General features: G+C 66.4%; 6 protein-coding genes. 1 reads left to right on the forward strand and 5 read right to left on the reverse strand.

The window, feature by feature from the left end; genetic code table 11:
* Window positions 1-285 precede the first annotated feature (285 nt).
* Window positions 286-864, forward strand: a complete 579-nt coding sequence (locus ABZX61_RS35455; RefSeq protein WP_355200570.1) for an alpha/beta fold hydrolase — start codon at window positions 286-288, stop codon at window positions 862-864.
* Window positions 865-1,439: 575 nt separating this feature from the next.
* On the opposite strand, the gene ABZX61_RS35460 is transcribed toward ABZX61_RS35455, so the two are convergent.
* From ABZX61_RS35460 to ABZX61_RS35480, 5 genes are all read right to left on the reverse strand, one after another.
* Window positions 1,440-2,135, reverse strand: coding sequence for a DUF3027 domain-containing protein (locus ABZX61_RS35460; protein WP_355200442.1), 696 nt, complete (start codon window positions 2,133-2,135; stop codon window positions 1,440-1,442).
* Window positions 2,132-8,809 (reverse strand): DUF5615 family PIN-like protein, encoded by a 6,678-nt coding sequence (locus tag ABZX61_RS35465; protein WP_355200443.1) that lies wholly within the window; start codon window positions 8,807-8,809, stop codon window positions 2,132-2,134. The genes ABZX61_RS35460 and ABZX61_RS35465 overlap by 4 nt, the downstream gene beginning before the upstream one ends.
* Before the next feature lie 477 nt (window positions 8,810-9,286).
* Window positions 9,287-9,916: a transposase family protein gene (locus ABZX61_RS35470; protein WP_355200444.1), complete on the reverse strand. Its 630-nt coding sequence runs from the start codon at window positions 9,914-9,916 to the stop codon at window positions 9,287-9,289.
* A 1,618-nt stretch (window positions 9,917-11,534) separates the two neighbouring features.
* Entirely contained in the window at window positions 11,535-11,711 is a 177-nt protein-coding gene (locus ABZX61_RS35475; protein WP_355200445.1) for a hypothetical protein, read from the reverse strand.
* 955 nt (window positions 11,712-12,666) lie between these two features.
* Complete coding sequence (locus ABZX61_RS35480; RefSeq protein WP_355200446.1) at window positions 12,667-13,074, reverse strand: hypothetical protein; 408 nt, start codon at window positions 13,072-13,074, stop codon at window positions 12,667-12,669.
* Between the last annotated feature and the right edge of the window lie 28 nt (window positions 13,075-13,102).

A 13,102-nucleotide genomic window follows, 5' to 3' on the forward strand; every position in this document is an offset into this window, starting at 1 on the left:
TGAACCACCACTACGTGACCGGATCCAAGTTGGCTCTGGCCCAGGCCGTCTCTCGCCTGGCTCTCGCGTTACAGCTAGTCGGCGACCTGCATCAGGCGCGTGCTGTCCCCAACGCAAGCCGCAACCGGACCGCCCGCCCTCATCGACCTGACCAACCAACGAGTACACCGCAGAGGCATCCTCGGCCTCATCAACGAGTACCAGATCGCCAGCTGAAACCACCGAGAATCCGCAGGTCAAAGTCCTATTATTGAGCCCCACACGGTTATGGACTGGGCTCCGCTCATGTGGCTGGGAACTTCCATGGGCGGCATGATCGCGCAGTGGTTGGGGGTGCACGCGCCGGACCGGGTCCGGTCTTTGACGGTGATGTCCAGCTCGCCGATGGGGCATGATCTGAGGCCGGTGTGGGCACGGGCGCTGGCCGGGGAGCCGGCCGACCCGGATGATCTACCGCCGCCGTCGCCGGCGTTTCTCGCGCATAGGGCCGCCGGGCTGCCGCCGGGAGTGGAGTCCAACGTGGCCTTGTTCCGGGTCTTCAACGGGCCGGTTCGGCCGTTCGACGAGCCGGCCGCCCGGACGTTGCTGGAGCTGGCGCTGTCGCGGGCTACCGACCCGGCGACCGCTGCCAACCATAGCCGGGCCGCGTGGACGGACGCCCCTGACCTGCTCGCCCCGCTGTCGTCGATCACTGCTCCGACCTCGATCGTGCACGGCGACCAGGATCCGGTCTATCTGCTCGGTCACGGCGAGGCCCTGGCGGCCGCGATTCCGGGCGCGGTACTGCACGTCGTATCCGGAATGGGCCATGTCATGACTTCGCCCGGCCTGCCCGAGGAGGTCGCCGACCTGATCCGGCTGTGATCCGCCTTGCGGGGGCGGGCGGTACAGGCGTTCGGATCGTCCTCACAGTAGCCGCAAACAACGTGCTCGCCCGCAGGCGTTGTCGTCGCCACGGTTCTGGTGACCGTGGCATGGCCGTTCACCAGGTCCACCTCGTCTCCGGCTAACGATGTGGGCCGTCGATGATGCCTTTCGTGCGCATCATCCGACTCCCGACCTACGCCCCAAAAACTGAACCCCGTCGAGGGCGTCTGATCTTCGCTCCGCCGGGGGTTAACCAACCTCCTCGTCGCCGACCTGACCGGCCTCGTCCGCGTCGTCAAGCGCAAGCTCAAGAAGATCCAGTATCGGCCGCACCTGCTCACCCTCGAGACCCCGGCAGGCCCATGGCCGACTCTACGAATTCAACCTGTGTAGCGGGAGATGATCCCACCCAAGCACCTACAGTAAGACCGCCCGCACTCCGCGTCAGCACCGCGTCCGAGGCGGCAGGCGGACCCGGCCGATGGTGATGCAGGACAGCGACCCGAAGCTCCTGGGCGCCGCACCCGAGGTTACGGCAGAAGAGCTCGACAGTTGCCGCTCTACTGGAGAGATCATGGACCTCCCATCGCCTGCCTGCGCTCGGCGGCCATCCGCCTGACGCGTTTTGTGCGCCCCGCTTGGGCGAGGATGTCCAGCATCGCGAGGTCCGAACTTGTCGCCGCCAACCGTTGTTGCATCCAGTCCGACCAATCGTCGGGCACACCGGTCGGTCCGCCCGCCAAGAAGTCGAGGTCTCTTACCCGTGCCTCAGTATGCTCCCGGTCCTCCCCCGGCGGCACGAGCTCGATCCACTCCTGCCGCTCGCTCGCGCCCACCGCCTCCAGCGCACGCAGAACCACGGCCAGCGCCATCCCCCGGTCGGGCTCATCAGCGAGGGCATCGCGGAGCAACGCCAGGCCGCGCTCGTCCATATCGTCCAGAGCGTGCAGGTACAGCCTCCACCGCCGGTGAGCCTCATGGTCCTCCGGCGTGGACCAGGCTCCCGCCTCCTGGAACGCCTCACACCCGTCATGCTCGAAACGGACCTGGCCGTCGAAGGGTGAAGCCGGGTTCGCGCACGCGCCGTAGTCTCTGCCCAGTTCCCCGGAAAGCGGCAACCAGAACCGGCAACTGCCGCACTGCTCGTAGTACCACTGCTCCCGATAATCGGGATCCTCGGTACGCCGATGCCGCTCCGCGATCCACCGCCGGTGGATCGCGGAAAGCTCGGCTGAGTTCGGGCCGGCGTGGCCGGGAATGCCTGTCATTTGCCGGTGATGATCCTCAGGATCGCCGCGAAACTACTGATCTTCGAGTTTATCTGGATCGCGTTCCGTCCGAAACCGCCATCCATTTGCCGCCCGCGATCCCGAGTCACCACCTTCGCGCCGAGTTGCTCGGCGAGCCGAGCGAGTTCCGGGTCCTTCGCGCCCTTGAGGCCCATCTCCTGGACACTCCGGGCGTCGAATCCCTGCTTTCGCAGGAAGGCGGCCAGGCCGGGAGAGAGGTTCTCGTCGACGAGCAGCCGCTCGCCCACCCCGCTGAACCCGGCCTTTTTCGCCAGGGCCCGCTTCATCGCCGCCGCGAGATCGCACGACGGGTTGTCGTTGTGAACCAGGACGTCGGTGCTCGCCGCCGCCACGTGGTAGGTGTGCGGGCCCGCGACGGTGAGGTTGTAGACGTCCTGCTTAGCGCTGGTCCACTTGGCGACCGCCGCGACCTGGACGTGCGTACCGGCTCCGGTCTTGAGCCACATGCCTGGCGACAGCCGGGTGGCGCCCACCCATGCCTTCAGATCCTCCACCCAGAACGGGTGTTCGGCGGTCGCGATCACCACTCCCGAGCCGTCCTCGGTCCGGACTGAGATCCGCACCAGGTTCTTGGCGCCCTCGCCGGTGATACGCGCCAGCACGGGCTGGGCCGACCTTTCGCCCGTTTCCGGATCGGTCGCCAGGACATGATCGCCCACGTCGACGTCTTCGATCGGCTTGGTGCTTCCGTCAGCCATCACGACCAAGGTGCCGGGAACGAAGCTGTTGCAGTCGCCTAATTCCTTGGTCGCCGCTTCCCTGACTCGCTCGGCGATCTTGAGTTTGTCCTTCGCCGCGAGCCAGTTCTTGAAGGCGCTGATGGCGTCGCCGGCATGCTTCCAGACGCGTTTGCCTAGCTCATAGGCCTTCTTCCACTTCCAGGGCAGGGCGTACTTCGCCGCGAGCTTGCCGGCGAGGCCGCCTGCCAGCGAGCCGAGGATGTTGAGTGCGGTCTCTCCGCAGGCTCCCAGGTCTCCGGTGGTGAAGCACTTGATTCCGGCGGTGATGCCGAGTTCGTCGGCCGCGATCTTCGCGATGCCCAGGACGGCGTCGATGAGCGCCTTGAGCTGCCGTTGCACTTCGTCCTGGGCGGCGCGCACGGCGGCGTCCGCCTCCTGCTTGCGCTTGGCCTTGCATGCGACGCTCTTGGGCTTGGCACACGCGTCAGCGGAGCCCGCGTCGTCGATCACTTTCAATCCCGTGGGGTCGGAGGCGCCCACGGGATTGTTGCCGGCGTAGGAGTAGGGATTGGTCCATTGCGGTTTGGTCAAGTCCAGGAGCGGGTCCGTGGACACGAACTTGGCGATCGCAGGGTCGTAGTAACGGGCCGACAGGTAATTCAGGCCGGTGGCCGAGTCCTCGACCTTGCCGAGGAAACCCCTGTCGGTAAAGGGCAGATCATCGCCTCCGCGCCGCTGCCCGTAGGGAAGGTAACGCTCGCGGGAGACCTGACCTGTGCTGTCGTTCACGGCGAGCTGAGTGGACCCATGCATGCCCGAGGCCAGCCACTGGATGCCGCCCGAGGTCCGCATCGCGACCACGGCGCCGTCAGGACCGGAGTAATAGCGGGTGGCCTTGGCGATGCCACCGGTCGCACGTACCTCCATGCCGCCGAGGTAGAGGGTGGAGGAGCCGTCGGGGTCGCGGCGAATGAGCCGCTCGCCTTCGGCGTCGTAGACCATCGACGTCTCGGCGCCGTTGACGACGGCCTTGTCCATCTGCCCCAGGGCGTTCCAGGTGAACGTGGACTGCTTGCCGTCGACCGTGCGGGCGACGAGCTGACCGGCGGCATCGTAGCCATAGGTGTCGGTGCGGCCGGGGCGGGTGATGGAGGTGACGGCATTGGGCCGGGTCGCGGACGCGCCCGGTGTCGGGTAGCCGTAGGTGGAGGTGACACCGTTGTCGGTGACGGTCTGGAGGTTGCCGACCGGGTCGTAGGTGAATGACTGGTTGTACGGGTCGATGCCCTGGCCGTCACCGCCCGTGCACGTGGCACTGGCGGTGGTGAAGGCGGTGGTCAGACGGTCGAGGCCGTCGTATCCGAAGCACTCGTACTGACCGGCCGGGGTGTCCTGGATGCGGGTGAGCTGGCCGCCCTTGTTGTAGGTGAAGGTGTCGTCCTGGGCGATCTGCGAGCCGGAGGTCGTGGTGAGACGGCTGAGCCAGCCAGTGCCCTCGTCCCAGGTGTAGGTGCGCTTGACCTGGGAGTTGGCCCCGTAGGAGCGCTCGTTGAGCCGCGCGGTGGCAGAGAAGACCGTTTCCTTGACGTAGGTGGTGCCACCGCCGTAGTCGGAGGTGAGGTCCTTGACCAGCCCGAGATCGGTGTAGCCGAAGGTGAGCGTCTCGGATGCCAGATCGCCCTTGCCGGGCATGCCCTGGCGGATCAGGTTGCCGGCCGCGTCGTAGCTCGCGGTGAACTCGTACTCGCCCTCCAACGCCCCCTCGGTGGCCGGGATGCTCAGCTTGGTGCCGGTCGCCCGGTAGGAGTTGTCGTACGAGGTGATGGCATCGACATAGGCGCTGGAGCCGGAGTAGCGAATGGCGGCCGTGGGATGCCCCTTGGCAATGGAGTCATAAGTCCATTCAGCGAGCCTGGTTCCCGTCTGCGGCTCGCCTGACCATTGGCTGACGCGCCTGCCCAGATCATCGTAGACAGTGGAGACCTTGCCGCCGTTGCCGTCAATGGTCCATGACGGCCGGCCTGCGGCGTCGTAGCCGTACGAGGACGACCCGGCGTCGGGGTCGGTAGCCGCCGTGCGGCGGCTGAGCCAGTCGTACGCAAACGTGCGGCCGTTGCCGTTGGCATCGGTGATCTTTGAGAGGTTGCCGGCCGCGTTGTAGCTGTAGGTGGTGTCGTGGTGAGTGGTGCCGTCCTTCCACTCCTCAGTCTTTACGGTGCGGTCGAAGACGTCGGAGACGGTGACGGTCTTACCACCGACCGGCGGAGCGACCTCGATCCGGTCCAGGCCGGGGTAGGCGGTCGTAGTGCGGCGAAACTCGGTGGCCAGGTGGTAGTCGATGACCGCAGTCGGGCGTTCCATGCTGTCGTAGACGGTCTTGGTCCACGACGGGAGCGCGGTCAATGACGGGTTCAGCAAGCCGCTGCCGGGGGCTCCCGTGTTGTGCACCGGTTGGGAGGACGCCGCCTGGAGGCCGCGAGTGTCGTAGGCGGTCACCAGGACCACGCGGCCACCGGCCGGCGAATCGGTCTGGGTTTCACGCGACCGGCCGAAGCCGTCCTCGTAGCTGTAGGTGGACAAGTATGTCGTGCCGCGCAGCAGTTTGCGCAGCGTGGTCTTGGCCGGAGCGGTGGGCTGGCCAAGGTTGCCGTCAAAGGGAATGTCGTAGGCGACGGTCGCGGTCGGGGTGCTGCGTGGCTGACCGGGCTCCCAAAGCGCCGACGCCCGTCCGAGTGCGTCGTAGCCGACTTCAGTGGTCTTGTTGTTGGCGTCGACGAGCTTGGTGGGTAGGCCATTGCGGTGCGAGGACGTGGTGGTGACGGTGTGGCCGAGCGGGTTGGTGACCGTGACTCCCTGGTACGGCCATCCCATCGCAGGCTGGTAGGTGGTGGTGGTGACCTTGCCCATGGCATCGGTGGCAGTCAGCGGGCGGCCGTAGTCGTCGAAGGTGCCCTTGGTGACCGAGATCGACGTCGCACTGGCGTAGGAACGCGTCTCGGTGACGTTGCCGTCGGAAGGGGTGTTGGTGGCCGGGTCGGTGCCGCCGTCATACAAGGTGATGGACTTGCCGATCAGCGTGCCGCTGGTGCAGCTGTCGCCGGAGCGCTTCTCGGCCACTGAGGGCAGGCTGGTGATGCCGTTGGCCGGGTTGCGGGCGTACGTAATGCTGGTGCAGGTGTTGTCGGTGGCGATGGAGGTGTCGCCGTAGTCGTTGACCGTGATGGGCTGGCCGTCGCCGTTGTAGAGAGTGCGCTGGTCGCTCCAGCGCCAGGTGCCGCCGGTGACCAGTTCGCGGGTGCGTTCGCGGGTGCGGTGGACGAAGGCCGGGTCCAGGACGCCGGGGCCGGTGCCGGTGGAGGCGACCTGGTATTCGTAGCGGGTGGATTCGGCCTCGGTGTAGGCGCGCGGGTCGGTGGCGGTCAACTTCCAGGTCTGCTCCTGCAGCAGCTGGCCTTGCAGGGCGAGGGAGTCGGTGGCGGTGGTGCCCTCGAAGGTGGTGATGGTGGCGCCGTCGATGCCGCGGTAGAAGGTGTCGGAGGTGACGGTGTAGCCGTTCGGATCGCTGCCGGAGCCGCGGGTGGTGCGGACGGTGCCGTAGCCGCGCCAGTCGCTGCCGCTGGGGGCCAGATCGGGCTGGGCGAAGAAGAGCGGGTTGGTCCAGCGCGGCCCGCCGAGGTAGTCGTAGCTGGTGACCATGTCGGGCGAGCCGCCGACCAGGTCACGCTCGACCACCTTCATCGCGAGCTGTTTGAAGAAGCGGCCCCAGCTCTCGTAGCCGGTCTCCTCGTTGTAGTCGTAGTCGACCTTGTAGCAGTCGCCGGTGCCGTCGGGTAAGTAGCTGGTGCCGTCGCGGCCCTTGCCGCCGCCGCACGGGTCGGCCTGGCCGTAGGTGACCTCGATCCGGCCGCCCATCCCGTTGCCGATCCCGGCCACCCGGGGCACCATGCGCCAGGACAGGAAGTCGGTCCAGTCCGACCAGTTGTCGTAGTCCATCCGGCCCGCGACCATGGTGGCGTCGAAGCTCACCGGTGGCAGCTTCTGCGACGTCGTGCCGGCCAGGCCGGTCTGCTGCACGCTGTCCAGCCACAGCACCGGGTCATAGGCGGGGCCGAAGTCGGTCCGGGTGTAGACCCACCGGTAGCGGAAGTCGGTACGCGTGTCCGGCTCCCACGCCCCGCTGGTGGGGTTCTTGGATTCGGTGAGGATCGAATCAAGCTTGCGAGTGGAGTAGAAGGCGATCGCGTCGTTGGTGGTGCACGTGGGACCGCAGGTCAGGTCGGTCGGCACGTCCAGGCCGCCGCGGTCGGAGGTGGTGAACGTCATCCGCGAGGTCGGCGTGCTCCCGCTCACCTGGGTGTTGTGGCCGTAACTGATCTGCTTGAGGAAACCGCCCCGGTCGTACGGCAGCGCCCGGTAGACCTCATAATCGCAGCCGGGCATGCAGAAGTAGTTGGTCTCGCGTTCGTAGGTGTAGTCGATGACGTTCTCGTTGGCGTCGATCGACTGGTCCAGGTTCCACCGCCACACACCCGCGCAGGTGGGCGGGATCATGTCGTTGAAGTACCGGTCAGAGCACGGCTCGCCCCGCTGGTTGCCGATGTACTGCAGCTGCCACTGGGCGTCCTTGGTGTAGCCGAAGCGGTGCACCTGCCCGTCGGAGGAGGTGACCTTCCAGTACTCCAGCCCGTCGGCGCCGCCGGTCAGTTGCTCGATCTTCCAGCCGAAGTCCGGCACCGTCTTCCACAATCCGCTGGTGCGGTCCTTGACGATGGAGGCCGAGCGGCCGGCCAGGTTCAGCACCAGCTCCGACTGCGTGTAATCCTTGGTGACATCGGTCGCCAGCTCATCCGGCGACTCCCAGCACACTGCCGAAGCGTAGGGGCCGTTCTCGTCGGCGTACCAGATCAGTTCGGCGGTGTCGGGGTCGTACTCGTTCCGGGCCGTACAGCGGCGGTACTTGCGCTCGATGAACCCGGCCGACAGGTTCCAGCCGATCCCGGTCACGCCGGACTGGTTGTTGGTCCAGTTGCCTTCGCCGTCCACGGAGGAGGCGTCGTACTGCAGCGACAGGTTCGGCCCGTTGCCCACCGGCGACGGTGCCTCCGGCAGGGGGTAGTCGTAGGAGAACCCACCGCCCGAGGTGCCCGCTTGCCAGGTGCCCGACGGCTTCAGGTCGGTGGCGCCGAAGTTGCCGTCCGGGCCGGTCATGCCGGCCGCCAGCACGTACACCGAGCCGGACGTGAACGCCTGCGCCGCGCGGGCGTCGGCCGCCTTGGTGTCCTTGCCGGTCTGGCTCTTCGACGGCGTCAACGGGGCCGCCTTGCCGGACGCGGGGTCGGTGTCGATGTCGGCGGTCAGCGTGCCGGTCTTGATGTCGTTGTGCGCCTTCACCTGCTGCGGCCGCACCACGCAATCGCGCGGGCGCGGGATCGTCAGCGCACACGCCGGCACACGGAGCACCTGCAGACGGGTGGCGAAGTTGCCGCCGTAGGCGTCACGGAAGCCCGCGTACGAGAACTCTGCCCGCACCTTCCCGGCGCTCTGGCCGGTCAGCCGGGCGGCGATGCCCACTCCGCCGAGCTTCCGTACGGTGTCGGCAGGCAGCGTCTCCACCTTCACCGTGCCGACGTCGGCGGCGCCCTTGACCTCGGAGATCCGGACCGGCAGCCCGCCCGCCGCAACCGCCTTCGCGCCAGGATCCACCTCAGCGGTACCCGGCTGCGGCCACACCGGCTCCTTACGCTCGACCTGCGGCTGGGACTCCTCCGCCCCCTTGGCCACCTTCTCCTTCGCCACCGGACGACCGTCCACCGACGTCTCCGGATCCGGCCCCTCCACCGACGCCGCCGCCGGAACCACGAGGTTGTCCGGCACCCCCAACCCGGAAATCAACACCGCCATCGCCACCGCGATGACCAGCACCATCGTCCGTAACCGCCGCCAGACCCGCATGTCGCCACCTCTTCAAGGCACGCTGACGCAGACCCCGAGAATAGGGCCGAGTTTGTGCCATAAGGACTTGATAAAGACGATCGTTTGGATCGTGATCGACGATCACCACATGGTCAATACCTAAATATCGACAATGAGTATTACGGAATGTTGCCTTCGCGATTCACAGCGAGACCAACTCCATGTCAACCAACTCAATACGCCAGACGGGGCCCGCCTGTGTGATATGCATCACATCTGTGTCGACTGCCGAAATGTAGAACATATGTAGAGGCAGCCTATACGACCGCTAAGCTCGGCCCACCACATCCCCGATTGCCCGAGTGGAAGCTTGAGGCCACGATTCAAACGTTCCAGAACACTCGCATCCGAAGCGGAAGCACCTCGCGCTCGCACTCACCACGAACGTCGTTCTGACCAGACCAAACAGCAGTCAAGCGACGAGCGACAAAGGCCATTATTGAATGCTTTTCATCCTCACGCTGCCTGCCCAGCTCGGTGATTCTGAAGGACAGCGATGGCCTTGCACAGGTGGCCGGCCTTGCTGGGGCTGCAGCGTAGCTTGCGAAGGATCTTCCAGCTCTTCAGCTGGGCGTTCGCCCGTTCACCGGGACCCCGAAGCTTGGCGTGGGCGCGGTTGGCCTGCTTCTGGGATTCGGGCTTGTTCTTGCCCTTGTACGGAGTGCGGACCGGGCCTTCGGCTCCCTGATACGCCGTGTCGGCCAGGGTGATGATCCCGGCCTGCTCCAGTGCGCGCAGGATGCCCCAGATCCGGGCGGCGATCAGGTCGTGGGCTTTTCCGGGCAGTGCTCCGGAGGTCCAGAGGATGGCGCCGTTCGGTGAGGCGATGACCTGCACGTTCATGCCGTGCACCCGGCGCTTGCCGGAGAAGTACGGACGGTCTGCGGCGATCCGGTCGGTGCGGATCAACGTGCCGTCGAGCACCAGGTAGTGCAGCCCGTCCCGCTTCGCTTTGCGCAGCGCCTGCTGCCCCGGGTTGAGCAGCCGCCAGGCCGATCCGATCGCCTTGCGGTGCCGGCGGATCACTCCGGCGACGTAGTTCAGCGTTGAACGCGACAAATCGACGGCGGCGCGATAGAAAAGCATCCGAGGCCCCTGGCTGTGACGGATCTGGTTGTGGTGATCAATCCATCTACCAGGGGTTTCTTACGTCGTCAGGCGAACACCAGGCTCGCGATCATGCTGTGACCAGCAACCCGCCACCAGGGGATGTAAAGCCTCACTGTTGCTGAACGCCGCGTCCGCGCTGGGGCCGGGGGGTCAGCATCCGGCCGCAGGCATTGTCACTGCGATTTCTCCTGTGAATACGAGGCCATCCTTGGGAGAAAGACGCGGCGATGTTGATCACTCTGAGGGCGTCTGGAGCAGGCGAGCACGCATGGAGCACCATGACCCTAGAACTTCATTCCGCCCAGGGCTCAGCCTCACGTTACTCGAGGTCAGCATCATGAGTGCGAGCTATCCTGCGGGATTCGAACACGTGGCCATCGGATTAGGCGGTCGATGCCCCAGGATCCTTGGGCCGACCCCGTCGAGACAAGGGACAGAGAGTTCCGCACATGTTTCGTAAATCATTGGCAATGCGCCACGTTTCGATAAGCCAAGCGTTGCCCACCAACGCCGTCGAACACAAAAACTAGATCAAGCATCATCTCGACTCGTCTTGACAACGTAGCATCGGATTTACGAGCACAGCGGCCATCAGATTAGAAGCAAGATCCTTTAGTGTCGCGCCGTGCCGTTGGGTGACGTTTCGTGCCACCTCAATGCGTTTTGCGTGTCAGGCAATGCCGGGTTCTGACGGCGCATGACGGGGCGTACGAGCACGCACCGAGCCTACCGGCCCACCATACCCATCGTCCCCTCAGCGGCGCTTGGACTTGCCTTACCGCTCAAGAGCCTGTCGGCCAAACGCATGATGCGGTGACGGGTTTCACGGGGTGAGATTGAGCGGTGTGGTGGCCATCAGCGACCATTTGCTGTCGGAGAAGTACGAGCCGTTGTCGTCCGTCCAGACGATCACCGGCCGTCCCTCCCGGTCGAGCGTCATGGCCAGGCCGTCGCCAGGCCCGTTTGCGCATCCCGCTCACCGCGGTACGAGCGCAATGGCCATCCGCGCAGGTGGCGAGCATGACGTACGGGCGGCGGGCCTCCTGGTAGGCCACCAGGACGCGCCCCGCCCGATCAATCACCGGCACCGGCGGTGCGTACGACTCACCGGACAGCGTGACCGTGACGTACTGCGCGCAGTCCCGGGTACGGCAATCGACATACTTGATCGCCGAATCCCGAATGTCCCGATACGCCAGCACCGTCCGGCCGTCCGAGCGCACCGCCACCGCCACGGCGTGACGCGGGCTGTACTGGGTCGGCTCGATCGTCTGGGGCGCCACCGGCCGGGTGACGCGCGGGCGCGCGCAGGCGGGGTCCTCGCACGAGACCACGTGGACCGCGCCGGTTCTGCTGTCCATCCGCGCGACCACCGGACGATCGTCAGCGCCGACCGCGACGGACAGGGTCTGCGGCTCGGGACCGAAACCTCCCGAGGGGACCCGCGCCACCTCCCGGCTGACCGGGCGCGGATATCAAGCGTTGTCCACCGGCCAGCACATTCACCCGCCGGTGGACGACGTGGCCAAGATCCTCGCTGCGGGCGGCCGGGTCTACTTTGACCTGCCGTTTTGGCTTCGCGAGGCGGCCCACTTCAGGCCGTCTCCATCGCCTCGACCAGGACGCGCCAGCCGCGCATGAAGTGCTCGCGCTCTTGGCCTGAGAGCGCCGCCAGGGCGGCGTGCACCGGCTGGAGCTGCCGCTGGACCAGCGTGACCACGGCCTCTCGGTGGTCGGGGTGGATCGTCAGCAGCGTGCGGCGACGGTCCACCTCATCCTCCTGGCGCGCCACCAGGCCGCCCCGGGACAGCTCATTGACAAGCTGGCTGGTCAGGCCGGGTTGAGCGCCAAGTGCCGGGCCAGCTCTCCGACCGCCAACGGGCCGTGCACGGCGATGACGATCAGCGGGGTGAGGTGGCGGAGCCCCAGCCCGGCGGGGATGACGACCGGCGGACCGGTTCGGCGTGACGGACGGGGCGGTGCTCATCAGGCCAGACGGTTTTGTGGCGGCCCGGTGGCGCGAGGCTCCGGAGCGACCTCGCGAGGCGCTGCGTCTCGCCCTCACCTCCTAAACAAGGAGACCTCCGCCCAAATCACCCCCGAGCACGACCTCTGCCGACCGACGACGCGTCCGCTGATGTAGTACGCCTTCGGGACCGTCGCCCTCACAGCGGCTTCTCGCGCAAGATCATCGTTCGCAAAATAAGCACTAAGGACGCAAGACGCGCTTCCGGCGGACCTGCAAGAAGCCCGCCAGAAGCCCCCGCTGGTCGCATGATGTGTATTTCATCCACGTCCGCGGCCTGCCGCTGGCCACCACCGCCAGTAAGACCGGCAAGGCTAGCCGTGTTGTCATCGCCCGTGACGACCTCACCAACCCCGACAGCACCTGAAAGCCCACGAAACGGTGCGACTGGGCAGTTGGGCAGCGCGGAGCCGGCCGGCCCAACGCGCCATGTAGTTAAGTGACGTACTCACCCGTCCTCGCTCGTGGACGGTTCGGCAATGGGCTACACACATGCCACAGATGATCGCTTCGTTGCAGGTCCGTGTCATCGGGCGCCAGTTGCCACAGGCGGGGAAGCCGCCGGGCGGTGGCGGGTCTGCCAGACGATGACGTCGACGGCGCCGCCCTTACATCGCACCTTGGCACACCAGGTCCTCACCGAGGCGCCGAGGCTGCACTGCCGCGACTGACTGACCCGACCGAGTGCGTGGTCTCGGCGTCAGGAGTCCAAACTCCAGTCGGTCTTCGCCCGCTCCAATACCTCCTCCAACGAGTCGACCTCGGCCAGGACGTCGATGGCGGTCTCGCAGGCGCGAGCGGCCCACGCGGCACCGACACCGGTCCCAATGTGGCTGCTGGAGGTAGTTGGGGCGACCACTTGCGACAGCAGGCGAAGGGTGGTCTCCTTGGGGTTGGCGAACGCGATGAGGACCATCTCAGCCAGGGTACGGGGGGCGCCTTCAGGCCACATCTTGGCGGTGTCGCCGACCCATCCGCGGATCGACCTGACGGTGGGGAGATCTCCGCAGTCGTCGGCCGCGCTCTCCCACAGTGGCTCGCGGGGGTCGGATGGGAGTAGCAACATGAGCCGGACAAGCCGCTCCGCGGCGGGGAGCATCTTCTGCACGCGCGTCCCTCCAAAGAGGCAGGTGTAG

The sequence above is a fragment of the Nonomuraea sp. NPDC003709 genome (assembly GCF_040610775.1).
Taxonomy (GTDB): Bacteria; Actinomycetota; Actinomycetes; order Streptosporangiales; family Streptosporangiaceae; genus Nonomuraea; species Nonomuraea angiospora_A.